This window comes from Pseudoclavibacter helvolus (assembly GCF_049707175.1).
Lineage (GTDB): Bacteria > Actinomycetota > Actinomycetes > Actinomycetales > Microbacteriaceae > Pseudoclavibacter > Pseudoclavibacter helvolus_A.
Genome location: NZ_JBNAFM010000014.1, coordinates 79677 through 103798 on the forward strand (window position 1 = coordinate 79677; position 24122 = coordinate 103798).

General features: G+C 69.9%; 26 protein-coding genes and 1 tRNA gene. 13 read left to right on the top strand and 14 right to left on the bottom strand.

Going from position 1 to position 24122, the window contains the following annotated elements; genetic code table 11:
• Positions 1-67: 67 nt before the first annotated feature.
• The 7 genes from ACPYN9_RS12405 to ACPYN9_RS12435 form a co-directional block, all read right to left on the bottom strand.
• Positions 68-604, bottom strand: coding sequence for a histidine phosphatase family protein (locus tag ACPYN9_RS12405; RefSeq protein ID WP_424466839.1), 537 nt, complete (start codon positions 602-604; stop codon positions 68-70).
• Positions 601-1953 carry an ABC transporter ATP-binding protein gene (locus ACPYN9_RS12410; protein WP_424466840.1) on the bottom strand — a complete coding sequence of 451 codons (1353 nt, stop codon included), beginning with the start codon at positions 1951-1953 and terminating at the stop codon, positions 601-603. The genes ACPYN9_RS12405 and ACPYN9_RS12410 overlap by 4 nt, the downstream gene beginning before the upstream one ends.
• Before the next feature lie 149 nt (positions 1954-2102).
• Complete coding sequence (locus ACPYN9_RS12415; protein WP_424466841.1) at positions 2103-3794, bottom strand: ABC transporter permease; 1692 nt, start codon at positions 3792-3794, stop codon at positions 2103-2105.
• Between the two features lie 38 nt (positions 3795-3832).
• Positions 3833-4876 carry an ABC transporter substrate-binding protein gene (locus ACPYN9_RS12420; RefSeq protein ID WP_424466842.1) on the bottom strand — a complete coding sequence of 348 codons (1044 nt, stop codon included), beginning with the start codon at positions 4874-4876 and terminating at the stop codon, positions 3833-3835.
• A 68-nt stretch (positions 4877-4944) separates the two neighbouring features.
• Complete coding sequence (locus ACPYN9_RS12425; protein ID WP_424466843.1) at positions 4945-5892, bottom strand: metallophosphoesterase family protein; 948 nt, start codon at positions 5890-5892, stop codon at positions 4945-4947.
• A complete protein-coding gene (locus ACPYN9_RS12430) occupies positions 5889-6596 on the bottom strand; it encodes a tyrosine-protein phosphatase (protein WP_424466844.1) in 708 nt (235 codons plus the stop codon). The genes ACPYN9_RS12425 and ACPYN9_RS12430 overlap by 4 nt, the downstream gene beginning before the upstream one ends.
• Before the next feature lie 387 nt (positions 6597-6983).
• Positions 6984-7883, bottom strand: coding sequence for a MurR/RpiR family transcriptional regulator (locus tag ACPYN9_RS12435; RefSeq protein ID WP_424466845.1), 900 nt, complete (start codon positions 7881-7883; stop codon positions 6984-6986).
• Between the two features lie 39 nt (positions 7884-7922).
• Here ACPYN9_RS12435 and ACPYN9_RS12440 point away from each other — a divergent pair, with 39 nt between their 5' ends.
• From ACPYN9_RS12440 to ACPYN9_RS12455, 4 genes are all read left to right on the top strand, one after another.
• Positions 7923-8903: an NAD(P)H-quinone oxidoreductase gene (locus ACPYN9_RS12440; protein ID WP_424466846.1), complete on the top strand. Its 981-nt coding sequence runs from the start codon at positions 7923-7925 to the stop codon at positions 8901-8903.
• A 202-nt stretch (positions 8904-9105) separates the two neighbouring features.
• The gene (locus tag ACPYN9_RS12445) at positions 9106-9543 is read left to right on the top strand and encodes a hypothetical protein (RefSeq protein ID WP_424466847.1); all 438 of its coding nucleotides are present in this window, start codon (positions 9106-9108) and stop codon (positions 9541-9543) included.
• A gap of 137 nt (positions 9544-9680) precedes the next feature.
• A complete protein-coding gene (locus tag ACPYN9_RS12450) occupies positions 9681-10301 on the top strand; it encodes a DJ-1/PfpI family protein (protein WP_424466848.1) in 621 nt (206 codons plus the stop codon).
• Between the two features lie 73 nt (positions 10302-10374).
• Positions 10375-10602, top strand: coding sequence for a DUF1272 domain-containing protein (locus tag ACPYN9_RS12455; protein ID WP_424466849.1), 228 nt, complete (start codon positions 10375-10377; stop codon positions 10600-10602).
• A 29-nt stretch (positions 10603-10631) separates the two neighbouring features.
• Here ACPYN9_RS12455 and ACPYN9_RS12460 read toward each other — a convergent pair whose 3' ends face one another.
• Together ACPYN9_RS12460 and ACPYN9_RS12465 are read right to left on the bottom strand one after the other, a co-directional pair.
• On the bottom strand, positions 10632-11648 hold the full coding sequence (locus ACPYN9_RS12460) for a 2,3-butanediol dehydrogenase (protein WP_424466850.1): 1017 nt from the start codon (positions 11646-11648) through the stop codon (positions 10632-10634).
• Positions 11649-11677: 29 nt separating this feature from the next.
• A complete protein-coding gene (locus tag ACPYN9_RS12465) occupies positions 11678-12547 on the bottom strand; it encodes an SDR family NAD(P)-dependent oxidoreductase (RefSeq protein ID WP_424466851.1) in 870 nt (289 codons plus the stop codon).
• A gap of 114 nt (positions 12548-12661) precedes the next feature.
• Here ACPYN9_RS12465 and ACPYN9_RS12470 point away from each other — a divergent pair, with 114 nt between their 5' ends.
• On the top strand, positions 12662-13252 hold the full coding sequence (locus tag ACPYN9_RS12470) for a TetR/AcrR family transcriptional regulator (RefSeq protein ID WP_424466852.1): 591 nt from the start codon (positions 12662-12664) through the stop codon (positions 13250-13252).
• Between the two features lie 150 nt (positions 13253-13402).
• Positions 13403-14953, top strand: coding sequence for an NAD(P)/FAD-dependent oxidoreductase (locus ACPYN9_RS12475; protein ID WP_424466853.1), 1551 nt, complete (start codon positions 13403-13405; stop codon positions 14951-14953).
• 64 nt (positions 14954-15017) lie between these two features.
• Here ACPYN9_RS12475 and ACPYN9_RS12480 read toward each other — a convergent pair whose 3' ends face one another.
• The gene (locus ACPYN9_RS12480) at positions 15018-15332 is read right to left on the bottom strand and encodes a YbjQ family protein (protein WP_424466854.1); all 315 of its coding nucleotides are present in this window, start codon (positions 15330-15332) and stop codon (positions 15018-15020) included.
• A gap of 142 nt (positions 15333-15474) precedes the next feature.
• The gene (locus tag ACPYN9_RS12485) at positions 15475-16014 is read right to left on the bottom strand and encodes a hypothetical protein (protein ID WP_424466855.1); all 540 of its coding nucleotides are present in this window, start codon (positions 16012-16014) and stop codon (positions 15475-15477) included.
• Between the two features lie 324 nt (positions 16015-16338).
• Here ACPYN9_RS12485 and ACPYN9_RS12490 point away from each other — a divergent pair, with 324 nt between their 5' ends.
• Positions 16339-17301 (top strand): helix-turn-helix domain-containing protein, encoded by a 963-nt coding sequence (locus ACPYN9_RS12490; RefSeq protein ID WP_424466856.1) that lies wholly within the window; start codon positions 16339-16341, stop codon positions 17299-17301.
• Positions 17291-18271, top strand: a complete 981-nt coding sequence (locus tag ACPYN9_RS12495) for a helix-turn-helix domain-containing protein (RefSeq protein WP_424466857.1) — start codon at positions 17291-17293, stop codon at positions 18269-18271. The genes ACPYN9_RS12490 and ACPYN9_RS12495 overlap by 11 nt, the downstream gene beginning before the upstream one ends.
• 142 nt (positions 18272-18413) lie before the next feature.
• Here the strand turns inward: ACPYN9_RS12495 and ACPYN9_RS12500 are convergent.
• Positions 18414-18486 (bottom strand) — tRNA-Arg (locus ACPYN9_RS12500).
• Between the two features lie 167 nt (positions 18487-18653).
• On the opposite strand from ACPYN9_RS12500, the gene ACPYN9_RS12505 reads away from it, so the two are divergent.
• On the top strand, positions 18654-19943 hold the full coding sequence (locus tag ACPYN9_RS12505) for an MFS transporter (RefSeq protein WP_424466858.1): 1290 nt from the start codon (positions 18654-18656) through the stop codon (positions 19941-19943).
• Between the two features lie 226 nt (positions 19944-20169).
• On the top strand, positions 20170-20847 hold the full coding sequence (locus ACPYN9_RS12510) for an SRPBCC domain-containing protein (RefSeq protein ID WP_424466859.1): 678 nt from the start codon (positions 20170-20172) through the stop codon (positions 20845-20847).
• Between the two features lie 13 nt (positions 20848-20860).
• Here the strand turns inward: ACPYN9_RS12510 and ACPYN9_RS12515 are convergent, their stop codons facing one another.
• Positions 20861-21031 carry a hypothetical protein gene (locus ACPYN9_RS12515; protein ID WP_424466860.1) on the bottom strand — a complete coding sequence of 57 codons (171 nt, stop codon included), beginning with the start codon at positions 21029-21031 and terminating at the stop codon, positions 20861-20863.
• A gap of 180 nt (positions 21032-21211) precedes the next feature.
• Positions 21212-21685, bottom strand: coding sequence for a redox-sensitive transcriptional activator SoxR (gene soxR, locus ACPYN9_RS12520; RefSeq protein ID WP_424466861.1), 474 nt, complete (start codon positions 21683-21685; stop codon positions 21212-21214).
• 107 nt (positions 21686-21792) lie between these two features.
• Here soxR and ACPYN9_RS12525 point away from each other — a divergent pair, with 107 nt between their 5' ends.
• The 3 genes from ACPYN9_RS12525 to ACPYN9_RS12535 all read left to right on the top strand — a co-directional run bounded on the left by ACPYN9_RS12525 (position 21793) and on the right by ACPYN9_RS12535 (position 23941).
• Positions 21793-22344 carry a flavin reductase family protein gene (locus ACPYN9_RS12525; protein WP_424466862.1) on the top strand — a complete coding sequence of 184 codons (552 nt, stop codon included), beginning with the start codon at positions 21793-21795 and terminating at the stop codon, positions 22342-22344.
• 87 nt (positions 22345-22431) lie between these two features.
• Positions 22432-23055, top strand: coding sequence for a superoxide dismutase (locus tag ACPYN9_RS12530; protein WP_424466863.1), 624 nt, complete (start codon positions 22432-22434; stop codon positions 23053-23055).
• Positions 23056-23149: 94 nt separating this feature from the next.
• The gene (locus tag ACPYN9_RS12535; protein WP_424466864.1) at positions 23150-23941 is read left to right on the top strand and encodes an EI24 domain-containing protein; all 792 of its coding nucleotides are present in this window, start codon (positions 23150-23152) and stop codon (positions 23939-23941) included.
• Positions 23942-24122 lie beyond the last annotated feature (181 nt).

The window sequence follows — 24122 nt, forward strand, 5'->3', positions numbered from 1 at the left end:
CCCGGAATTCCCGGCGGCCACGCCGGCTGCCACTCCCAGCGAGCACACCCAGCGACTGCCCCCGGACCTACTCCCCGAGGAACCGCGCCGTCGGGCGTCCTCCGGTCGGCTCCAGGAGCACCACTTGGCCGTTCAGGATGCGGGGGCACGCCGCGCCCGTGATGGCCTCGATCCCCGCGCGGAGGAAGACGCCGTGGCTCACGATCACCGCAGTCCCGGGCCCCTCGAGGAGCGCCGCAAGCGCCGCCCCGGCCCGTTCGCCCAGTTGCGTCGTCGATTCCGACCCCGGGTACTCACCGGAAGGCCACCGCTCCGCGGCCTCCGCAACGTGCATCCCTTCCGCTTCCCCGAAGTCCCGTTCCAGCAGCCCGGGGTCGAGGACCGGGGCGGCGGTGTCGAGATGGGAGCCCACGATCGCCGCCGTCTGCGCCGCTCGAGTCAGCGGCGATGCCACCACGCGGCCCCAACGCGCCCGGGCGAGCAGCCTGCCGGCCGCGTGCGCCTGCAGCTCCCCGTGCGCGTCGAGCGCGATGTCGCTGCGCCCCTGCAGACGTCGCTCGAGGTTCCAAGCGGTACGGCCGTGCCGCACCAGCGCGAGGGTCACGACGCGGACACCGAGATCGGCGCATCGCGCTCGGATGCACGCGCATCGCGCCCCGGAACAGAGGCCGAGGGCGCGCGGCCGGCGCCCTCGACAGGCTGAGCGCCCGAGCCGGAGGCATTCGCAGGTGCAGAAGCTGAAGCTGAAGCAGAAGCAGAAGCAGGAACAGCGGCAGGAGCAGGAGCAGGAGCAGGAGCAGCGTCAGGAGCAGGAGCAGGAGCAGGAGCAGCGTCAGGAGCAGGAGCAGGAGCAGCAGAGGCAGCGGCAGCGGCAACAGTTGTGCCGTAGATTCGCGCCTTCGCGATGCGCACCGCGACGCGGTCGCCCACCTTTGGTCGAACCCCGCGCGTGCGTGCCCGCAGCCGAAGCCCGTCCCAGTCGAGCACGAGGTCGCTGCCCTCTGGGGTGAAGAGTGCCGAGCGGACCGTCGCGTCGCTGCCAGCGTCACCGACACCAACACCAACACCGACGCCAACGACCTCAACCTCGACGTCGCTCGGCAGAATCGCCGCCTGCACGGTGCCCGCGTCGGCCTGCGCTTCCCCTTCGAGTCGGGACCGGTCGACGCGCAGCGGGTGCCCATCCGCCACAAACCCCTCCTCGCTGAGCTCGCCGTCGACGATCGTCGCGTCGGAGAGGAACTTCGCGATGAACGGCGACGCTGGTCGCGTCACGAGCTCCTCGGGGGTGCCAAGCTGCTGGATGCGCCCGCCGTCGAGCACCGCCACGCGGTCAGCGAGGGCGAGCGCCTCGGAGCGGTCGTGGGTGACGTGCACAACCGTGAGCCCGAGCTCCCGGGTGAGCGTGTGCAGTTCGAGCCGGAGGCTGTCCCGGAGTGGCTCGTCGAGCGCCGACAGCGCCTCGTCGAGCAGCAGCACGCGCGGCCTCGCAACGAGCGCCCGCGCGATCGCGACGCGTTGCCGCTGCCCACCCGACAGCGTCGCCGGGTTGCGCTTCGCGTAACCGGTGAGGCCGACCATGGCGAGGGCCTCCTCGACGCGGACCACGCGTTCCGATTTGGGAACTCTCGCCCGGCGCAGCGGGTAGTCGACGTTGCGGCCGACGTTCCAGTGCGGCCACACGGCGTGCTGCTGGAACACCATGCCGAGCTCCCGCGCCTCCGGCGGCACCTCCGTTCCCCCGCCCGCGACGACCCGCTCGCCGATGCTCACTCGCCCCGCCGTGGGTGCTTGGAAGCCCGCGATCGTGCGCAGCAGCGTCGTCTTGCCCGACCCGGACGGGCCGACGAGCGCGAGGAACTCCCCGTCGCGGAGCGCGAGGTCGATGGTGTCGAGGCCGACGGGGCCGCCCGGGAAGCGGACGGAAACTGCGTCAAGAGTGACTGATGCCACGGTGTGCCCTTCGTGAAGATCAAGCGGATTCGGAAGACGAGCTGAGGGGTGACAAACGCGGCCGCGGAGGCAGCGGATGCGCGAGGCCAGCGGATACGTGAAGCGGCAGCTGCACATCCGACGCTCGCGCAGCCCGCCTCGCCGCCCCACTACTTCGGCGCCCGCGTCGCGACGCCGATGACGGCCACCCCGAGCAGCGCCACGAGGAGCGAGAGCGCGGCGGCCGTGTTGAACGCCCCGGCCTGCTGCAGGTTGAAGATCGCGACGCCGAGCGTCTGCGACCCTGGCGAGAGCAGCAGCACCGACAGGGTCAGCTCGCGCACCGCGGTGACGGCGACGAGCACAGCTCCCGCGAGCGCGGCAGGTGCCGCCATGCGGCTCGAGATGTCGACGAGCGCGCGCATCCGCCCAGCTCCCCCGATCCTCGCTGCCTCCTCCGCGCTCGCCGGGGTGCTCGCGAGCGGCGCCGCCACGGCCTGGACGACGAGGGCGGTGAACGAGGTGACGTAGGCGCAGAGGATCAGCCAGGGCGTGTTGAAGAGCCCGATGTGGGGCGCGAGCACGAGCCAGGCGACGGCGATGACGATGCCGGGGACCGCCTGCGGCAGCATCGCGAGGGCCCGCAGCGGGCCGCTGCCGCGCATCCGCGTTCGGGTGACGAGCACCGCGATGCCCAACCCGAGGACCCCGCAGATGAGGGCCGCAAGCACGGCGAGCATGACCGAGTTCGTGGCGCCCTGGATGGAGTTGGCCGACGTGACGGCTTTCACGACGTTGTCGAGGGTGAGGTTCTCGGGCGCCAGCGGGAGGCCGGGCGCCCGCAGCAGCGACTGCTGCAGCAGGGAGAGGAGCGGCAGCACCGTGACCGTCAGCACCAGTGCCCAGGTGACGACCGATGCCGGCACCTTGGCGCGACCGAGCGGCAGCACCTGCGGCGCCGATGCCGACGAGTCGAGCTCCCAGCGGCTCCTGCCGATGAGGAAGTCGACGACGAGGGCGGCGAGCGCCAACAGCAGCAGCACCACCCCGATGGTCGCGACGACCGCGAGCGGCTCTTCCACCGTCCCCGATTGCAGGTAGCGGTAGACGAGCGTCGCGAGGGTCGTGTACTGCTCGGGCAGCCCGATGATCGACGGGATGCCGAAGTCGGCGAGGTTTCCAACCGCGATGAGGACAAACGACGACAGCAACGCCGGGCGGAGTAGGGGAACCGTGATCGTGAGGATGCTGCGCCCCGGGCTTGCCCCTGCGATGCGTGCCGCCTGCTCGAGGTCGGACGGCACGCGGCCCAGGGCGGCCGAGACGATGAGCATCGCGATCGGGTAGCTGTGCACGGTGAGGAGGAGGATGACGCCGTCTGCGCCGTAGATCGACCAGAGCGGTGAGCCGAACGCCTGCGACCACCACAGGTTCACGGGGCTCGTCGGCCCGGCGATGCCGAGCCACGCGATCGCGCCCACGAACGGCGGCACCAGCAGCGGAGTCAACGCGAGCAGCCTGAGCCCGCGACGGCCGGCGAGGTCGGTGCGGTCGAGCAGCACCGCGAGCGCCGTGCCGGTGACGACGGCGCCGAGGGCGGATGCTCCGGCCGAGACGAGGCTGTTCGTCGCGGCCTCCACGACGTCGCCCTGCCAGAGCACGTGCAGCTGCGTGCCGCCGGCCGCGAGCACGAGGATCGCCGCGATGGGAACGAGCACGGCCGCGGCGACGGCAACCCAGAGGGCGATCGACAGGCCGTGGACGCCGTCGAGCCGGGGGCGCCGCGTCGTGGGGACCGCCGCCGAGGCGGTGCCGCTGCGAACAGCGGCACCGCTCCGGGGTTGTGTGGTCAGTGTGCTCATGGGAGAAGGGGTGAGGTCATGTGGGAAGTGGCTGCCCGTCAGAGGAAGAGCGTGCGGAACTTCTCAACGGCCGCGTCCTGGCTGGCGCGGATGGTCTCGAGCTCCGGCGAGAGGATGGTGATCTCGTCCATCGCCGGGGCGCCCTCGGGCGTTCCGACGTCGTCGCGCACCGGCAGGTACGACTGGTTGACGGCGAGCTCCTGGCCCTCGGCGCTCACGAGGAAGTCGACGAACGCCTTCGAGGCCTCCGCCTCCTCGGTGTTCGCGAAGATGCCGACGGGCTGCGACACGTACGGCACGCCCTCCGTCGGGTACGAGACGGCGATCGGCGATCCCTGCGCGGCGAGTTCGCGAGCCAGGTAGTCGACGACGATGCCCACGGGCTGCGCACCCGTCGCGATGGCCTGGGAGACGGGTCCGTTGCTGTCCGCGATGACCGGCTTGTTGGCCGCGAGCTTCGTCAGCCACTCCTCGCCGAGCGCGGGCTCGTCGAGCCAGACCGCGGCGTTGTACGCGGCCGCACCGGACACGTCGGGGTTCGGCATAACGAGCTTGTTCGCGTACTCGGCGTCGGTGAGGTCAGCCCACGACGTCGGCGGCTCGGTGACGAGGCCCGTGTTGTAGGCGATGACGGTCGGGATGATGCGCGTGCCCGTGTAGTAGCCCTCGGGGTCGACGATGTCCTGGTTGAGCGACTCGACGTCGGCGGGCGAGTACTGCAGCAGCAGCTCGTCGGCGGCGTAGTCCTCGAACGTGCCGGCGTCGGCGGCGAGGAACACGTCCGCCTGAATACCGCCGGAGGCCTGCTCCGTCGCGACCCGGGTCGTCAGGTCGCCGGTGCCCGCGCGGAACACCTCGACCGTCACCTCCGGGTGCACCTCGTTGAAGGCCGCGACGAGCGCATCCGCCTTCTCCTGCGGCTCAGACGTGTAGAGGGTGATGGTTGCGGCGTCGAGAGTGGATGCGGCCGACGGGCTGGCGTCGCCGCTCGCGGCCGTGCTGGGTGAGCTGGCGCAGCCCGCGAGGAGCACGCCGGCGAGGCCGAAGGCCGCGAGCGCGGCGGTGGTACGGAGGGAGTTCATGATGACCTAACTGTTCGAGGGAGAGCGGGGCTGTGCAGGGGGAGAAAAGTCTGTGCGGGGAAGGAGGGTCATTCTTCGGCGGAGGCAAGCGAGGCTGGGCTGGTGGCGCCCGGGCTGAGCGTGAAGAGCACCTCGGGGTGCTCGACGCCGACGCTGGATGCGCTCACGCCGTCCGCGGTCAGGTGCACGAGCGAGTACATCGAGCGGTCGAAGCCGCTCACTGTGCCCGGTTCGGCGTCCATGACCTGGTGGTAAGCGAGCGCCGGACCGACCGAGACATGCACGCCGCGCATCGTCGCCGCGAGCGGGTGATGGAAGTGCCCGGACAGGACCGCCCGAACATCGGTGCCCTCGACGAGGTCGAGGAAGTCTGCGGCATCGCGGAGGCCCGCCCGCGCCAGCGTCGGCAGCGGGGACCCGAGCGGCGGGTGGTGCATCACGACGACGGAGCCCATCGAAGGCAGTTCCGGTGTAGGCGATGCGGTCGCGAGTGCTCCGGCCTCGGGGTGCGCGAGCTCGGCCTTGAGCCAGGCAAGCTGCTCGGCGCCCAGAGCACCCGTCGACGAGTCGAGCAGCAGGAAGCGCCACCCGCCGATGCGCACCGCGCGAGGAATCGCGGCGTCCGCCCTGCGTCCCTCCGGCGCCTCGTGCCCGGGGAGGACACGGGCGGCCGCGCGGTCGTCGTGGTTGCCAAGCACCGTCAGCACGGGCACACCCCAGGCCGCTTCGAGCTCAAGGAGCGCGTCGCGGAGCGCCGGGTAGGCGGCTTCATTCCCGCGTTCGATGAGATCGCCCGAGATGACGATCGCATCGGGCACGACGCCGGCGTCACGGGCGTAGGCGCTTGCCGCGCGCATCCGCTCGATGCCGTCGATCGCCCCGTAGAGCGGTGCGCCGGCCGTCGCGTGCACGTCGCTCAGGTGCAGCACCGTGGTGCGCGCCTCACCGAGCGTCGCCGCGGGGCTTGCCCCCTGGTTCAGGGCGAGGTTCAGGGCGAGGCTCGAGTCGGGGTTCACGAGCCGACCATCGGGGTCGCCTCGGGCGCCGGCTTGGCCGCCCCTGCCACCTTTTCCTGCAACGCCTGCACCTGTGCGTCGGTGAGGCCGTGCGCGCGCAGGTACGCTTCGGCACCGCCCAGTTCGCGCACGATGCCGAGCGCGTACTCGAGCGCTTCGGCGGGGCTGTCGAGGTGGAGGCGCAGGATCTCGTCGCGCTGCTCGGCCGGATACGCGGCGGCGACGGCGAGCGCGAACGGCTCGCGCACGGAGCGCACCGCGACGCCGGAAAGCGCGTAGTCGGCGACCACCTCAGCCTCGTCCGCTCCCCCGACGAGTTCGGCGAGCGCGACGACGAGCCCAGTGCGGTCCTTGCCCGCCGTGCAGTGCACGAGCACTCCGGCCTCGGCGTTGGCCAGCACCGCGACGGCCTCCGCGAGCGCACCGCCGCGGCCTCGGAGGAGGGTCTCGTAGATGTCCTCGAGGCGGCCCGCGACGGGCGGCTCGCTGCCGTAGAGCGGCACCTGGCGGACCGGGATGCCGTGGGTCCGAGCGCCCGACTCGGCGCGTTCGCGGAGGTCGAGGATGAGCGCGACGCCGAGTTCCCGCAGCTGGGACTCGCCGGCGACCGTGAGGGCGTCCGGGGATCCGGCGCGCACCACCCAGGGGCAGGTCGCACCAGCTGCGCGAGCGTTGAACAGCCCGTCGATCTCGATCGCTCTCACGAGCACCTCCGTTGCCTAGCTCCAGTCTGTTACAGGGATTCCGTAAGACCTGGAACGTCGTTACATCGAGAGTGTGGCGAGCGCCGGTGAACACGCGGTGACGCGAGTCGAGCGCGCGAATGAACTCCGGGAGACGAGTCCGCGCGGGGCCCCACCGAGGGCGAGAGCGGTGCGCTCAGGTGCTGCGCGCACCGCACATCGACATCAACCCTGATGACTTTTCACGACTGGTGATGGGTAAAAACCCATCACCAGTCGGCGAAACCCAGCACGAGCATCCGCAAGACCCCTGCACCGCTGCGGAAACCCGCAAGAGCCGGCGCCACACGTTGCGCTCGACCTAGGAGAGAGCAGCACGCCGCGAGCGAGCTCGAACCCCTCCGGAGTTCAGTCTTCGGAGAGCGCGTCCGCGACGACGTGCCGCATGCCGACGACCTCGTCGCCCCCGAGCTGCTGCGAAAGCGCGGAGTGGAACGCGTGCAGCACGATCGTGTGCCCGAGCCGCGCGAGGAAGGGGTCGATGTCGTGGGCCGTTCCCGCGGGCCCCGTCGTGACCACGATGTCGGCGACCCGACCGAGGGGTGAGCGCGCGTAGCTCGTGACGAGGATCACGGTCGCGCCCTGCGCGCTCGCCGCTTCCGCCGCGCGCAGCGACTGCACGTTGGCGCCCGAGTAGCTGAGCGCGAGGCACACGTCGCCCGCCGCGAGCGAGCGCACCGCGAACTGCTGGGCGAGGGCATCCACCGGCGCTTCGACCGAGTGGCCGAGCGTGCTGAGGCGCATCACGAAGTCCTGTAGGGGCGGCCCCGAAAACCCGCTGCCGACGAGCACGACGCGGCGGGAGCCCCGCAGGGCCGCCACTGCGGCGACGATTCGCTCGGGGTCTGCGCTCTCCTGGGCGAGACGCACCGCGTCGATCGCGTCGTCAAAGGTGTTCGCCTCACCGGCAGGCGCCTGCTCGCGCGGGGCGAGCGGGGCCGAGCGGGCGAGGTCGAGACGCAGGTGCTGAAACCCTCGAAACCCGAGGCTCTGGCAGGCCCGGATCACGGTGGCCGTCGACGTGCCAGCCGCATCCGCGAGCTCGACCGTCGACCACTCGACAACCTCATCGGGCCGGGCGAGCACCATCTGCGCGACCTTGCGCTCGCTGGGGCCGAGGGCGGCGGATGCGGCGCGAACGCGCGCGAGCACGCTCAGCTCGGGCCGCGTCACGCCGACCTCGCGGGCGGAACCGCTCGCCTGCGACGGCGCAGGAGGGTGGCCCGACGCGTGAGGGTGGCCTGACATGTGAGGGAGTATAGGGGACCGCGTGAAACACTGGCCGTCATGCGCGCAATCACGGTTCCAACGCCAGGCGGGCCTGACGCCCTCACCCTCTCCGAGGTCGAGGAGCCGGTCGCCGGTCCTCACGAAGTGATCATCGACGTCGCCGCCGCCGGCGTGAACCGGGCCGATGTCGCACAACGCGAGGGCAAGTACCCGCCCCCCGCTGGCGCGCCCGCGTGGCCCGGCCTCGAGGTAAGCGGCACCGTCGTCGCACTCGGCGCATCCGTCACCGCTTGGAAGGTCGGCGACTACGTTGTCGCGCTGCTGCCGGGCGGCGGCTACGCCGACCGGGTTGCCGTCGACGAGGGCCTCGTGCTGCCCATGCCGAGGCGCGTCGATCTCGTCGAAGCGGCCGGCCTTCCCGAGGCGGTCGCGACCGTCTGGTCCAACCTGTTCATGAGCGCCGAGCTGCGCGGCGGCGAGACGCTGCTCGTGCACGGCGGCACCAGCGGGGTCGGCACCATCGCCATCCAGCTCGCCGCGGCGCTCGGCGTCACCGTCTACGCGACCGCGGGCTCCCCCGAGAAGGTCGCCGTCACCGAACAGCTCGGCGCGACCAAGGGCATCAACTACCGCGAAACGGACTTCGTGGAGGCCATCCGCGAGGCCACCGACGGGCGCGGCGTCGACGTCATTCTCGACATGGTCGGCGGCGACTACCTCGCCCGAGACGTGGTGGCGCTCGCGCCGGGCGGACGCATCATGGTCATCGCCGCCCAGGGCGGCAACGACGCCACCATCAACGTCGGTCGGCTCATGCAAAAGCGCGGCCGCATCTGGGGCACCACGCTGCGCGCGCGGCCACTGGATGAGCGGCGAGCGATCATCGCGCAGGTGCGCGAGCACGTGTGGCCGCTCGTGGAATCCGGCAAGGTGCGCCCCCTGCTCGACACGGTCGAGACGCTCGACTTCGCGCACCGCGCCCACCGACGCATGGAGTCGGGTGGGCACGTCGGCAAGATCCTCCTCGCCGTGCGCTGACAGCCCGCACCGGTACCGGCAAACCCGCATTCGGGCGGCTCGATCATGGGCGAATTCGGTGAGTTTCGCGGCCGATAGGCACCGCAGATCGGGCGACGGGAAATGTGCTGGGGGCCGTCGTATCCTGGTGATCCGGGATGCTCGACGGTCCCGGATTTCGCGAGGCGTTCCGGGGGGAGCGCGGCATTCCGGGGGGGGAATCATGTGCCGAGACATTGGCGATCGATCAGTCGTGGGCAGCGGGTGCGCGTGCAACACGTTCTACGACCACATCAGGCAAGCTGACACGCTGCCGCGGCCAAAAGCCGACGGCGCGTGGACCCGCGAGCGCGGCTACGCCGTCGAGCTGAGCGACAACGATTGGCGCTTCTTCGCGGCCCTTGAGCCCGCCTACGCCTACGGGCGCGCCGGGCGGATGTCGGCGCAGGCGAGCAGCTGGTCGATCCGCGAGGCGGTCTCCGAAGTGCAGCTCGATCCGACCAGCGGGCGAGAGGTGCGCACCCTGCATCTCCTCTTCGGCGCCGACCACGCCCACCGCAGCACCGAGAGCGGGCGCAGGCTGCTCTCTGACTTCGTCGCCGGCGCGACTGGCACGGGCGCAGGAGCTGGCACCGGCGAAGCCTGGCGAATCTCGGCCTAGACAACACGCGGGCCAGAGGGGCCGCGGGCAGAGGGGCCGCGGGCCCAAGGAGCCGCGGGGCCAAGGAGCCGAGGGGCCGAGGGGCCGAGGCCTACGACACCTCGAGTGCCGACGGTTCGGCCTGCGACAATACGGGCATGTCTCCAGCGAAGCGTCGCGTCACCGTCGTCCTGTTCGAGGGGTTCGAGCTCCTCGACGTGTTCGGCCCCGTCGAGCTGTTCCGCATCGACCGCTCGCTCTTCGATGTTGAGCTCATCGCCCCGCTAGCCGGCGCCGTCCGCAGCTCGCAGGGCCCGGAAGTCGTCGCCACCAGCAGTTTCGCCGACGCCGCAGCGCCCGACATCGTGCTGGTTCCTGGCGGGCAGGGCACCCGCGCACTGGCGGTCGATGCCGACTTCCTCGCCTGGCTCGGGGCGTGGGCGGCGGATGCGCGGCTCGTGACGTCCGTGTGCACAGGGTCGGCGCTGCTCGCGGCCGCGGGCCTGCTCGACGGCTACCGGGCGACCTCCAATAAGCGCGCCTTCGCGTGGGCGTCGTCACACGGCGCATCCGTCGACTGGGTGCCGCAGGCACGCTGGGTGGAGGACCGCAACCGCTGGACCTCCTCCGGCGTCGCCGCTGGCATGGACATGGCGGTCGCCATCATCGCCTCGATCCATGGCCCGGAGGTCGCCGCGAAGCTGAGCGACGCCGCCGAGCTCGACGTGCACACCGACGCCTCGTGGGACCCGTTCGCCGCGAAGAACGGCCTCGCGTGATCGCGCCAGCCAACGCCGAAACCCAGGACCCGGCGATGGCTCCCCTCACACCCCACACGAAGGACGCACGCTGATGGCCCTCGAACTCCGCCCGAACTGCGAACGCTGCGACGTCGACCTGCCGCCAGACGCCGAGGCCTACATCTGCACCTTCGAATGCACGTGGTGCCGAGAGTGCGCCGCGACGTTCCCCGGCGGAGCCTGCCCGAACTGCGGCGGCAACCTCGAGCGGCGCCCCGTGCGCCCCGCGTCGAAACTGGCCGCCAACCCGCCGAGCACGATCCGCGTACACGGCGGGTAGCGGCGCCCCGACTCCCCTGCTTTCGGCCCCTACGCGCGCACGAGCACCTTCATGCCCTTGCCGGCGCGCAGACGCTCGATGGCCCCGACCACGTCATCGACGGCGACATCGTCAACCCAGCCGTCGGCCGTGTATCCGCCCGCCGCCATCGCCGCGATGACCGCGTCGAAGTCGCTCTGCAGGTACGCGAGCGTGCCCACGATCGCGGTCTCGCCCATCACCAGCCGCGTCGGCAGGAAGTCCATGGGGCGCTCGTGAATGGCGACGACCACGACACGTCCGCCCGGAGTGAGGTTCGCGAGCGACGCCGAGACGGCTGGCCCGACGCCGGCCGCGTCGAACGCGACATCCACCCCGTCGCCACCGGTGAGCTCGGCGACGCGCGCCGCGAGGTCCTCGGTGCTGGGGTCGACGAGGTTCGTCGCGCCCACGCCGGCGATCGCCGCGCGGCGGTCCTCGCTGGGCTCCGAGACGATGACCGTCTCGACGCCCTTCGCTCGCAGCGCGAACCAGACGCCGATGCCGATGGGTCCAGCGCCCGAGATGAGCGCCGTCTGGCCCGCCTGCACACCGCTCTGCTCCACCGCGTGCCAGGCGACCGCCATCGGCTCGACGAGCGCCCCGAGGCGCAGATCCACGTTCTCGGGCAGCACGTGCAGCTTCGACGCATCCACCGTCGTGAACTCGGCCATGCCGCCGCCGTGCGACGAGAGGCCGTGGAATCCGATCTTCGTGCACACGTTCGGCTTGCCGCGGCGGCAGGCGGCGCACTCGCCGCACGCGTAGATGGGCCACACCGCGACGCGGTCGCCGACCTGCACCGAGTCGACGCCGTCGCCCAGCTCGACGACCGTTCCCGAGAACTCGTGGCCGAGGATCTGCGGTGGCAGGGAGCCCGTCACGGGATGCGGATGCTCGAAGTCGAGGCCGGAGCTCTCGGGCGCGTAGTAGACGTGCAGGTCGGAGCCGCAGATGCCCGCGTATGCGTTGCGCAGCTTCACCTGGCCGGCGCCAGGCGTCGGCTCAGCGACATCCTCGATGCGCACGTCCTCCTTGCCATGGAACACCGCGGCCCTCATGCGAGGAACTTCCGCAGGTCCGGGTACCCGGTCGTCGACCAAGCGCCGTCGACGACGAGGTTGTCCCCCGAGATGTACGAGGCGTCGTCGCTGGCCAGGAACAGCGCGGCCGACGCGATCTCCTCGGGCTGCGCCGGGCGGCGGAAGGGGATGCGCTCGTCGTAGGCCTCCTGCACGCCAGGAATGTCGGTGAGGCCCTTCGTGAGCGGGGTCGCGACGAGGCCGGGCGAGACCGCGTTGACGCGGATGCCGTGCTCGCCGAGCTCGAGCGCGGCCTGCTTCGTGAGCATCACGGCCGCCGCCTTCGAGGCGGTGTAGCCGACGCCGAAGTGCATCGGGACCAGCGAGTTGAGGGAGGCGACGTTGACGATCGCGCCAGGCTTGCCCTCGGCGAGGAACTGACGCGCCGCGAGGCGCGTGCCGTTGAAGGCGCTGTAGAGGTTGAGGCGCACCGTGAAGTCCCAATCGGCGAACGAGATGTCGGTGAGCGTGCCCGCCCGCGACCCGCCAGCGACGTTGAAGAGCGCATCGAGGGTGCCGAACTTCGAGACGGTCTCCGCAACGAGGCCGGCGAAGTCGTCCTCGTCGGTCACGTCTGTGCGTCGGCCGACGACGTTCTCGCCGAACGTCTCGCTCGCGGAGGCGACGAGCTCCGCGTTGATGTCTGCGACGACCACCGACGCGCCCTCGGCGACCAGGCGCTCCGTGATCTTCGCGCCGATTCCCGACACGCCACCCGTGACGATCGCGACCTTGCCTGCGAACCGACCAGGCGCGGTGGTGCCGGCTGATCCGCTGGCTGCGGCGGCGTGCGCGCCAACTCCGCCCGAGCTCGGCTCCTGGGTCGAGCTTGCTTCCTGTGACATTGCTCACTCCGTTCTGCGCGCCGTCGTTGGCGTGCATCCTCACCCTACGCCGCCTATCAGTCACCTGTCAGATAGTTTGCTGGGCGGATCCCGCAGACCCCATAGGGTGGGCGGATGGACCCGCGTCAGGCACGTACGAGATCGGCGCTGCAAGACGCGATCTACCAGCTCGCAGCGTCGCAGCCCATCGCCGACGTCAGCGTCGCCCAGGTCGCCAGGCAGGCGGGCATCACGCGCGACACCTTCTATCGGTACGCCCCGACGCCGGAGCACCTCCTCTCGACGTTCCTCGGCGAAGAGATCGACGCACTCATGGCACCCATCCGGTCGCTGCCGGCCAGCAGCGGCACCGAACTCAGCGTCTTCGACGAGCCGGAACGCGAGCTGCTGCGCCACATCGCGGCGCGCGCGCAGATCTACCGCAGCGCGATGGCACCCCGACTCACCGGCCCCGTGCGTGACACCCTCGTCGACCGCATCGAAACAGGACTCCTCACCCATCTCGAACGCCACCCGGAGATCGCGCCCGCACCCCAGCCAGGCATCGACCGCGAACGCCACTACCGGCTCCTCGTCGCCTACGCCGGCGGTGGCACCGTGAGCGCCATCGAAGAGTGGCTGCGGTCCGGAGACCTCGACGACGTGGATGCGGCGGCCAGGACGATCATCGCCGCCTCACCCGACTGGTGGCTCGGCCGGGCGTAGGCGCACGCCGCAGACGTCGAGGCAAGGGGCGCGGGGCGCGCGCATCCCGGGTAGGCCGCGTGGCTCGCGAGGGTGGCAGCCGGCTGGGAGTTGCGTGACCATGCCCCGGCGGAGTCCATCTGAGCTCGGTCGGCGGCTAGCGTCGCACTGATGACCCCCACCTCGAACGACGCCACGCAGCGCCCCGTCAGTGGCAACGACACCGGCAACGGCAACGGCCCCACGGACGGGCGCGGCCCCGCCAACGGCACAGGCACCGGCACCGGCACCGGCACCGGCACCGGCCCAGCCGAACGCCCCGGCAACGGCAACGGCAAGGGCACGCACGCCGCCGAGCCCCGGCGGCTGTCGCAGCAGGAGCCGAGCCTTACGAACTACCGTGTGCTCGTCGTCGGCGGCGGCAACGCAGGACTCTCCGTTGCGGGTCGCCTCCAGCGCGCCGGGGTTGACGGGGTCACCGTCATCGAGCCACGCGACCGACACGTCTACCAACCGCTCCTCTCGCACGTCGCGGGCGGCACCGCACGCGCCAGCCAGGCCTCGCGCCCGCAGGCCGAGGTCATGCCGGACGGGGTGGCCCTTCTCCAAGATGTCGTCGCCTCCGTCGACCCAGACGCCTCGTCGGTCATGCTCACCTCCGGGCGACGCGTCGGCTACGAGCACCTCATCGTCTGCCCCGGCATCGTGCAGGACTGGGACGCGATCCCCGGCCTCCGTGCCGCACTCGCCACCGAGACCACCGCATCCAGCTACGAGATCGGCCTTGCCGACAAGACCTCCCGCCTCCTGCGAGACCTGCGCGGCGGCACCGCGATCTTCGTGCAGGCCCCCGAGCCCGCGTCGTTCGCCGGCGCGATCCAGAAGCCCATGTACCTGGCCTGCGACTACTGGAGGTCGCAGGGGGTGCTCGACCGAATCCGCGTCGTCCTCGTCCTGCCGGAGAAGACCCCGCTCGGCGTTGCCGAGATCGACCGAGAGCTCGAGCGACGCATCGCCGACTACGGCATCGAAGTGCGCCGCGAATCGCACCTCGCGGCAGTGCTGGCCGACGCGAAGACCGCGGTCATCTCGCGACGACCCGCATCGGAGGCGGCGCTTGAGGCCGAACCTGCAACCAGAGGTCCAGGCACAGGCACAGGCACCGCAACTGGCGACGATGACAACCCCAGCTCCAGCTCCAGCGACGAGCGGATTCCCTACGACGCGCTCATCGTTGAGCCCCCGCAGCGGGCGCCCCACTGGATCGCTGAGTCAGGCCTCGCGCGCATCCCTGCACCCACCGCCGAAGCGCCCCAGGCAGGCAACTCGGACGCGCACACGGAGCGTGGCTTCGCGGACGTGGACACCCGCACGCTCCGACACCGCCGACACGCGAACGTGTGGGCGCTCGGCGACGCCGCCGTCTCGCGCAGCCAGCGCTCGGGCGGTGCCCTGCGGAAGCAGACGAAGGCGCTCGCCGAGAACCTCGTGAGCGCGCTCGCGCACAAGCCGCCGCGCAGCGAATACGACGGGTACACGGTCGCCCCGTTCACGGTTTCGCGGTCATCCGTCGTCTTCGCCGAGTTCGACGAGCACGGCCGCCAGCAGCCGAGCATTCCCCTCTGGAAGGGCCTCGCCCGCGAGCGCAGACTCACGTGGGTTTTCGACCGACGCATCCTCCCCTGGGTCTACTGGAACCTCATCCTGAAAGGACGCGCCTAGCGCTCCCTCCACCCCTCCAGGGAGTGGCAGGCCTGAGCAGCGGAGAGGGCTGCGCCGTCGGGGCTCAGCTGATCACGACCGCCGTGCCGTAGGCCACGATCTCCTGGAAATTCTGGTCGATCTCGTTCGAGTCGTACCGCATCGCGACGACGGCGTTCGCGCCCGCTGCCTCAGCGGTCGCCTTCAGGCGCTCGACGGCCTCCGCGCGTGCCTGCTCGAGCTGCGTGGTCAACCCCTTCAGCTCGCCGCCGCCGAGCGACTTGAGGCCGGCCGCGAACTGCGCGCCGATGTTGCGCGAGCGAACGGTGAGGTCTGAGACCTCGCCGATCACACTCGTGATGGAGGAGCCGGGAACGTCATTGGTCGTCACGATGAGCATGCAGCGAGGCTACCGCCTCAGCTCGCCTGACCCCCAGCGGTTGGCGAGAACCCACCGGGCTCATGACGAGAAACGATGCCAGACACGACCCGGCACAGCGCTACGCGCGAACGAATCCGGTCGCCGCTCGCACGCCGAACGTCTACGCGCTCGGCTCCCAGTCGACCCAGTCGTAACCGATGTCATCGCAGGCGTCGTCGACCTTGTCGAGCGCGTCCTCGGTCGTCCCCGAATCCGGCGAAGCCGCGTGCGCCTTCGCCGCATCCCAGATGAGCCAGTCGTCACGATCAGAAGCTCGGCCCGTGAACGTGAAGACCAGGCCGCGGATCGCCTCCGCAACGGGCGGTTCGTCGATCGCGGCGTCACGCGCCGCATAGAGCTGGTCGACGGCCGAGGTGAACTGGGCCTTGGAGGCCTCGTCCGAATCGAAGCGGGCGCCGCCGGCCGCCAGCGAGAACATGGCGTCCGTCGCGGCATTCGCGTCCTGGCAGGCGCGCGCATCCCCCTCGAGGCCCTCGGCGAACGGGAAGACCGTCGGCGCCGGCGTCGCGGGCGTGACCGTCGTCTCGCTCCCCTGCGAAGCCACCGGCGACCCAGACGGGGAGGATCCACCGGACGCGATGCGGTTCGCCAACGTGCACCCGCTCAGCACCCCGGCGACCAGCAACCCGGCAGCGCTCACGACAAGAACTCTCTGACGCAACGTCTTCCCCTCGTAGGCATCGACAACCAGACCAGCCTACGAGTCGCACCTGCGCGCATCCCCCGCACCCGAGCACAACCTCGCCACTCGGCCGCACAGCACCGTCACACGAACCCAACTTCGCTCGATTACGCGACAAGGCAAACCACTTATTGCGCCACCCAACGGCTTCGGGTGAAGATGAAATGCGGGTGGGTCAACGATGATCCCTGGTCGCTTCCCGCGATCTGTCCGAACCTCATCCCCATGAGCGGCTGCTTGGGTGACTGCGCGGTCACCGAAAGCGAGGAAGGGCTCACACCTATGGCAGTACACCCACCGACGGGGCAAGAGCCCACGTACTTCGCCGTCGGCTTCATGACGCGCGGAGACGAGAAGATCGGCGACTCCGGCCTCGCGGAGATCACCGGAATCGAGATCGACTCGCTCGCACCCAACTCCGCCTCCCGAGTTCGCGCCGTCCACTTCGAACGGCACGCCATCGGCCTCAGCCAAGCGCGCGGCATCCGCGCCACATGGCACCGCAGCAGCCCGACGGCTCGACTCATGGCCGTCTACGTTCTCGTGCGCCGCGGCAGCATCGAGCTCTTCGACGAAACCGGCACGCTGTCCATGACCGAGGGCGACATCGCGCTCGTCAGCCCCAACACCGGCAGCGTCAAGTGGGACGTCGAACGCTCAGCGGAAGTGGCATGCATCGGCTTCGCACCAGAGGACAGCCCGGCGGACTCGAGCAAGGTGCCGATCCGCAAGCTCTCGCCAGGGTCGGCGATGTTCCAGGCCACCTACACGTTCCTCGCATCGGCAGCCCAAGCCCCCGCCGACGCCGACGCCACCGAGATCGCGCTCCTCCACGAGCTCACGCTCAACGCCGCACAAGCCCTCATCCGCGCGAGCCGCCCCGAGCTCCCCGCCGATGACCTGGCCGGGCGGGCCCTCGAAGTCCTCCAAGCACGCTTCCACTCCGCGATCTTCGGCATCGACGACGTCGCCCGCGAACGGCAGACCTCACGCCGCTCCCTGGAACGCGCCGCCTCGAACCGCGGCTTCTCGCTCTCCGAAGAACTGAACCTCCTCCGAACCAGGCACGCAGTGAACCTCCTCACCGACCAGCCCGAGACCCCGATCGCCGAGATCGCCGCCGCCAGCGGCTTCGGCTCGGCCGAGGTGATGCGGCGCGCATTCCAACGCCACCTCAACCAGAACCCCGCGAGAGTGCGCGGCAGCCTGCAGCCCACGGCCAGCGAGACGCCTCTTGACGAGTAGACCGAAGACAGCCGCCGTCTCGGTCGGCGCGCACGACCTACCCGGCTACCGCACGTTCGAGTTCACGTGGCGGGGCGAGCGCACGCCTCCCTTCCGCGCCGCCGCCCACACGTTCGGCTTCCGGCCCGTCAGGCACCCGAGACCCGTCTACGCACACTTCGCCGTCATCCGCTTCGACGCGTTCCTCGCCGCGCAGATGACGACACGACCCGCCGTATACGCCTGGACGCGAGACCGGCCGGAAGCTCGCCGACGCTACATCTTCCTGCTGATCACCCAGGGAAGCGTGTCGATGACCACCAACGGGGTCACCAGCGCCGCAGTCCAAGGCGGAACACTCGCCGCCCCGCCCTCGACCGGTGAGCTCCGCTTCGAAGCACACACGGAATCGACCTTCGTCGTCTTCACCGTCGACGCGAACGAAGTTCGCCCGCTCGCGATCCCCGACTCAGGAAGCACCACCGTGGAACTCGCCCGGCCCGTCTTCCGCGTCATGCACGACTACCTCGCGGAAGCCGCGAAGTCCCCACCCGCAACAGACGCCCGCGACGCCGAAACACTGCGCAGCATGACCCGCAACATCGCCGTGGGCCTCATGCGCGCCGCCGCACCCAGCGCGAAGCAAGACGGCATCCTGGAACGGGCGTCGGCCATCCTCGAGGCGAACGCCGCCTCGCTGACCTTCTCGGCCGACGACGTCGCGCGCGAACTCGGCGTCGCCCGCCGCACCCTAGACCGCGCCTACGCGCGCGAGGGGCTCTCCGTGTCCGACGAACTCCGCGCGCAACGCGCACGCTTCGCGCGCCAGCTGCTCACCCGCCACCCCGACTTGCACCTCGATACCGTCGCGCAGGAGAGCGGCTTCGCCTCACAGCAGGTCATGCGGCGGGCGCTCGAGCGCTACTACCAATCCACGCCGGCCGAGCTCAGACAGCAGAAGACGCTGGGGGCGGATGCGTCCGGCGCCTGAGACGCTGGCAGGCGCGCGAGGCCACGAGTCCAGCGCGAGTCCAGCGTGGACTCCGCGGGTCCAGCGAGGGCAACAAAAAAGGCCCGCTTTCGCGAGCCTTTCCTGCATCTGTCTCAACACAGAGCCTTGTACCGAAGTACCGTGCGCCCGAAGGGATTCGAACCCCTAACCTTCTGATCCGTAGTCAGATGCTCTATCCGTTGAGCTACGGGCGCCCAGTCTCTCACTTGCGCGATTGACCAGGGGTTAGCTTACACACGACCACGAGGGTCCGCAAACCGAGCGCGCCGCCACGGCATTTCGTTCAAGGCGACGAAGCTCTCGCCTGGTCTCATGCAGGCGCACAATGCCGGGCCAAGACCCCCGGAGTACCCTCAAACGAGTGACCCCCGACCGCACCAGCACCCCGAAGCCCCCATCCACCGGCAACCCGTGGCTCGGTCACCTCGGCGGGTCCCGCGACTATCGACGCATCCAGCTCGCCATGCTCTGCGCAGGATTCGCGACCTTCGCGCAGCTCTACGCCCCGCAGGCGCTGCTGCCGGAGATCTCGAACACCTTCGCGATCGACCCGGCAACCGCCGCCCTCATGGTGTCAATGGGCACCCTCGGCGTCGCCGTCTCGGTGCTGCCCTGGTCGATCGCGGCCGACAGAGTGGGGCGCGTCCGCGCGATCACGATCTCCATCTCGAGCGCGACCGTGCTTGGGCTGCTCATGATCCTCATGCCGAGCTTCGAGCTCGCGCTCGCCCTGCGACTCCTCGAAGGGCTTGCACTCGGCGGCGTGCCAGCCTGCGCCATCGCCTACCTCAACGAAGAACTGCACCCCACGGCCGCAGCCGGGGCCGCCGGCACCTTCGTCGCCGGCAACACCCTCGGCGGACTCGGCGGGCGCATCGTGCCCACCCCCGTCGCCGAGCTCCTCGACTGGCGCCTCGGACTCCTGACGGTCTCACTCATCTCCGTTGCCATGGCCGTGCTCTTCATCTGGCTCATCCCGAAACCCCGTGGCTTCGCACCCCTCGCCAAGCACGCGGGCGGCACCCTCGGGGCCAGCATCGGCCGCGCCTGGAAAGCCATCACCGCGCACCTCTCGAGCACCAGGATGCTCGGCCTCTTCGCGCAGGGCTTCTTCCTCATGGGCGGGTTCGTCGCCGTCTACAACTTCCTCGGCTTCCACCTCACCCAGGCGCCCTACTTCCTGCCCGTCTGGCTCGTGTCGCTCGTTTTTGTCACCTACCTCGCCGGCTCCTTCTCGTCGCCCTTCATCGCGCGCCTCGCAGGGCGCCACGGCCGCAAGATCGTGCTCCTCGCATCCACCGCCATCTCGCTCGGAGGGCTCGCGCTCACCCTCGCACCGCAGCTTTGGCTCGTCATCACGGGTCTCGCCGTCTTCACCGCCGCCTTCTTCGGGGCACACTCCGTCGCTGTCGGCTGGGCGGGGGCCTACCCGACCCGCGGGCGCGCCCAGGCGACAGCCCTCTACAACCTCGGCTACTACGGCGGGTCGAGCATCTTCGGCTTCCTGGGCGGCGTGTTCTTCCAGCACTTCGACTGGCCAGGCGTGATCTGGATGGTCGGCGGACTCACGATCGTCGCCGGCCTCCTCGCCCTGTTCCTGCTGCCCTGGAAGGGCGAAACAGCAGCCACCGAAGCCGTCCAGGTGCAGTAACCACCGCACCCCGATCTCGCGTGCGGGCCGCGTCGTCGCACGTCCGCAACCGCAACTTCACGTAATCGTCACAGGCAACGACGCGACGATCCTGCAAAGGTATGCGCCGGGATGCGACGCTTGAGGGGCGGTAGATCGCACGTCCGCCCACCCCAGCACCGTGACCCCACCCGAGGCCCGCAGCGCACGCTGCAGCTCATCCCGCATCGAGACAGAAGGAGGGCCCATGTCCACGACGCCCGCCTCCACCAGCACACCGACCTTCGACGGCGCCGCGCAGCTCGCCGCCGTCAGCCGGTCCGTGCGGATGCAGGAGCTCGACGGCCATGACGGCGTCGTCATCACCCTCACCCAGACGTTCGCTGCCAAGCGCAGCTCACTCTGGTCTGCAGCGACCGAGATCTCCCGCCTCGCGCAGTGGTTCGCCCCGGTCGACGGCAGCCTCCGCCAAGGCGGCACGTACCAAATCCAGGACAACGCGCACGGCCACATCACCGGCTGCCACGCGCCAGACTCCTTCACCGCAACCTGGGAGTACGACGGCGAGCACTCGCACCTCGAAGCGCACTTCGCGAAGGTGGACGAGACGCACGCCACCCTGACCCTCGAACATCACTCGCCCACCGACGAGGAGACGTGGCCGAAGTTCGGCGTCGGCGCCAGCGGCGTTGGCTGGGATCTCAGCTTCGCGAGCCTTGCCCACCACCTTGCGACCGGCGCCACGGTGCCCCTCGAGACGACCTCGTGGGTGCAGAGCGAAGACGCGACCAGCTTCCTCGTGTTGAGTGCTGAGGCGTGGGCGGATGCCTCCATCGCGGCCGGCTCCGACGAGGCAGACGCCCGTGCCGCGCAGCAGCGCACCACAGAGGCCTACCTCGACGGCATCGACGCGACCGGCGCGTAAGGAGCCCCGGCAGCTACGCCGTGAAGAGCTTCAGCTCGTCAGCGGTGAAGTAGTTCTGCGTGACGGCGCTGATGAGCACCAGGTACTTCTCGCGCTTCTCGTCGTAGGACGTGACGGTGCCGACGTTGCCGGTCATCGTGCTTCCCGTGACCTGCACCGTGTCGCCGATCTTGAACTCAGCCATGTGCTCTCCCCTGTCTTCTGTCTTCTGACTTCTGACTTCTGTCTTCTGTCTTCTGTCTTCCAAGACGACTCTCTGTCGTTGCTTCAACGATAGGAGCGACCACCAACACCGCCCAGTGCCGCAGGTCACGTCGTGGGGTGACATTTGTCACGGCCTCGACACCCATGCGCACCGCGTGCCTCAGTCGAGGCGGCGGGGACCTGCCCCGTCGCTCGCCAGGGTGTCATCAGGGTTCAGCAACCCGCACGCTTTCATCGACAGGCAGCCGCATCCGATACACCCCATGAGCTCCCGCTCGAGACGCTCGATACCTCGCCGGCGCTCCTCGAGGGTGCGCTTCCACCGGCGAGACGCCCGCTGCCAGTCCTCCTGGCTCGGCGTCGCGTCGCTCGGCAGGGCGGCGAACGCGTCCTGCACATCCGCCAGCGGAATGCCGAGGCGCTTCGCGACCGAGATGAGCGAGACCCGCCGAATCATGTGGCGCGCATAGCGACGCTGATTGCCCGTGGTGCGCACCGCGGCGATGAGCTCCAGTTCCTCGTAGAAGCGGAGCGCGGATGCGGCAACCCCCGTCCTGCGCACCATCTCGCTCACGGTCAGCAGTTCGTCAGAGGCTCGTTCGACGCCCTGTGTGTCCTTGCGTGTCTCGCTCACAGTGAAATCCCACCGCTCGAATTGACTTCAACCTTACTTGAGGTTCTAGCCTCGAAGACAGAACACCTCAGCACCCCGATCATCCCGACAGGCAGAGAGTCCACTCGATGACAGAACCAGCCTCAAAGGCAGTGTCCGAAGCCGCACCCGAAGCCGTGTCGCCAGAAGCGGCGCTGGCCGAGGACTTCAAGACCGCCTTCAGGGAGCATCCCGCCGCCGTCGCGATCATCGCCGCCCGCACCTCGACCGGCCCCGTCGGCCTCACCGCGTCGAGCGTCAGCTCCGTGGCCGTCGCCCCCGCCACCCTCTCGTTCTCGGTCACCAGGGCGACCGGCAGCGCCGGAGGCCTGCTCGAAGCCGGCGACGTGACCGTGAACCTCCTCAACGTCGAGCAGGAGCAACTCGCCCTCGACTTCGCCCGCAGCGGCGCCCCCCGCTTCACCCCGGAACAGGGTTGGGAGCACTTCCCCACCGGCGAGCCCTACCTCCCCCAGGCGCGCGAGACGCTGCGGTGCCGCATCGCCAGTACCGTCAAGGTGGGCGGCTCGACCATCGTGCTCGCGGAGGTGCTCGAGGTGCTGCACGGCAGCAGCATTCCGCCGCTCATGTACCAGAACCGCCGATTCGGTCGACTCGACGCGCATTCCTTCGAGGCATAACGCAACGCCGAACACACCCCCGCGAGCGCTTTTCGCGCCTCGCCCCAAGAACCGTTCCACGAAATCCGAAAGAAAGAGGGTCAAACCATGACCGAATACACCCTTCCCGACCTCCCCTACGACTACTCCGCGCTCGCGCCGAGCATCAGCGGCGAGATCATGGAGCTCCACCACTCGAAGCACCACGCGACCTACGTCAAGGGCGCGAACACCGCGCTCGAGCAGCTCGCCGAAGCCCGCGAGAGCGGCAACCTGGCGAACGTCAACAAGCTCGAGAAGGACCTGGCTTTCAATCTCGGCGGCCACGTCAATCACTCGATCTTCTGGACCAACCTCTCCCCGAACGGTGGAGGCCAGGCGACGGGCTCGCTCGCCACGGCGATCGACGAGCAGTTCGGCTCCTTCGACAAGTTCGTCGCACACTTCACGGCCGTCGCGCTCGGCGTCCAGGGCTCCGGCTGGGCCGTGCTCGCCTACGACGTGCTCGGCGAGCAGCTCGCCGTGTTCCAGCTCTTCGACCAGCAGGGCAACGTGCCGTTCGGCCTCGTGCCGCTCCTCATGCTCGACGTGTGGGAGCACGCCTACTACCTCGACTACCGCAACGTGCGCGCCGACTACATCAAGGCGTTCTGGAACATCGCCAACTGGGAGAACGTGCAGCAGCGCTACGACGCCGCGACCACGAAGACGAACGGCCTCATCACGCTGTAACTGATACTCGAGCGACCTGCTCGCACGCCGAGGCGCGGCGGGGTGGTGGATGCACGCATCCACTTCCCTGCCGCGCCTCAGTAGTCTCGGTGGCATGATCGGGCAGTTCTTCGCAGGCGTCGGCGCGCTCCTCCAGGGGTTCGGGTACTGGAAGAGGAAGCCGCACCTGATGCTGCTCGGGCTCATCCCCGCGCTGATCGTGTTCGCGCTCGTCTTCACCGCGCTGGTGTTCCTGCTCTTCTTCGTCGACGACATCGTCGCTTGGGCGACGCCCTGGGCGGCCGCGTGGGACGAGATCTGGCGCAACATCCTGCGCATCGCGTTCATGACCCTCATCGTGGCCGGTGGCGTCTTCCTTGCCGTCACGACCTTCACCGCCATCACGCTGACCGTCGGCGACCCGTTCTACGAGCGCATCTGGCTGAGCGTCGAGCGTGACCTCGGCGATGAGAACCCCGGCGAGGGGCTCGGCTTCTGGGCGGCCGCGAGGGGCAGCCTCGGGCTGGTCGGCATGGGCATCCTCGCCGCCATCGTGGTCGCGATCGTCGGCGTCATCCCCCTCGTGGGCACCGTTGCGGCGGCGATCGTCGGCGTCGCCCTGAATGGCACGGTGCTGTCGAGGGAGCTGACCGGCAGGGCACTGGATGCACGCCGCCTGCTCGGCGAGCAGCGCGCGTCGGTCATCCGCGGCAACCGCGCGCAGCTCCTCGGCTTCGGTGTGGCGACCCAGCTCTGTTTCATGGTCCCGGGCGGCGCAGTCTTCACGATGCCAGCGGCGGTCGCCGGGTCGACCGTGCTCGCGAGGCGCCTCCTCGACGAACGCGGGCTCACCGGCGTCGGCAGCCGCGAGGGCACGCCGGAACTCGGCGGCCCCACGCCCGCCTAGCTCGGCCCCACAGGCCGCGCTTGCCGAATCGGCGATGTTGCGGTTAGAGTTCGAGGCGACTGCGGGCCTGTTACTCAGCGAGGCAAGAACCCACGTCACAGCTCCCGAGTGGAGCTGACGCAACGCACTGCGAGCACGGCTGCTCCGCAGGGCGTCGACCTCGCTATCTTGTCTTGCACCG

What these genes read in the sequence shown, in the direction of transcription:
- ACPYN9_RS12465 (WP_424466851.1), bottom strand. Translation starts at nt 12,547, where the DNA reads ATGTCACAGGAAGCAAGCTCGACCCAGGAGCCGAGCTCGGGCGGAGTT.
- ACPYN9_RS12470 (WP_424466852.1), top strand. Translation starts at nt 12,662, where the DNA reads ATGGACCCGCGTCAGGCACGTACGAGATCGGCGCTGCAAGACGCGATC.
- ACPYN9_RS12530 (WP_424466863.1), top strand. Translation starts at nt 22,432, where the DNA reads ATGACCGAATACACCCTTCCCGACCTCCCCTACGACTACTCCGCGCTC.
- ACPYN9_RS12535 (WP_424466864.1), top strand. Translation starts at nt 23,150, where the DNA reads ATGATCGGGCAGTTCTTCGCAGGCGTCGGCGCGCTCCTCCAGGGGTTC.
- ACPYN9_RS12490 (WP_424466856.1), top strand. Translation starts at nt 16,339, where the DNA reads ATGGCAGTACACCCACCGACGGGGCAAGAGCCCACGTACTTCGCCGTC.
- ACPYN9_RS12515 (WP_424466860.1), bottom strand. Translation starts at nt 21,031, where the DNA reads ATGGCTGAGTTCAAGATCGGCGACACGGTGCAGGTCACGGGAAGCACG.
- ACPYN9_RS12475 (WP_424466853.1), top strand. Translation starts at nt 13,403, where the DNA reads ATGACCCCCACCTCGAACGACGCCACGCAGCGCCCCGTCAGTGGCAAC.
- ACPYN9_RS12455 (WP_424466849.1), top strand. Translation starts at nt 10,375, where the DNA reads ATGGCCCTCGAACTCCGCCCGAACTGCGAACGCTGCGACGTCGACCTG.
- ACPYN9_RS12445 (WP_424466847.1), top strand. Translation starts at nt 9,106, where the DNA reads ATGTGCCGAGACATTGGCGATCGATCAGTCGTGGGCAGCGGGTGCGCG.
- ACPYN9_RS12510 (WP_424466859.1), top strand. Translation starts at nt 20,170, where the DNA reads ATGTCCACGACGCCCGCCTCCACCAGCACACCGACCTTCGACGGCGCC.
- ACPYN9_RS12435 (WP_424466845.1), bottom strand. Translation starts at nt 7,883, where the DNA reads ATGTCAGGCCACCCTCACGCGTCGGGCCACCCTCCTGCGCCGTCGCAG.
- ACPYN9_RS12420 (WP_424466842.1), bottom strand. Translation starts at nt 4,876, where the DNA reads ATGAACTCCCTCCGTACCACCGCCGCGCTCGCGGCCTTCGGCCTCGCC.
- ACPYN9_RS12415 (WP_424466841.1), bottom strand. Translation starts at nt 3,794, where the DNA reads ATGAGCACACTGACCACACAACCCCGGAGCGGTGCCGCTGTTCGCAGC.
- ACPYN9_RS12480 (WP_424466854.1), bottom strand. Translation starts at nt 15,332, where the DNA reads ATGCTCATCGTGACGACCAATGACGTTCCCGGCTCCTCCATCACGAGT.
- ACPYN9_RS12440 (WP_424466846.1), top strand. Translation starts at nt 7,923, where the DNA reads ATGCGCGCAATCACGGTTCCAACGCCAGGCGGGCCTGACGCCCTCACC.
- ACPYN9_RS12450 (WP_424466848.1), top strand. Translation starts at nt 9,681, where the DNA reads ATGTCTCCAGCGAAGCGTCGCGTCACCGTCGTCCTGTTCGAGGGGTTC.
- ACPYN9_RS12525 (WP_424466862.1), top strand. Translation starts at nt 21,793, where the DNA reads ATGACAGAACCAGCCTCAAAGGCAGTGTCCGAAGCCGCACCCGAAGCC.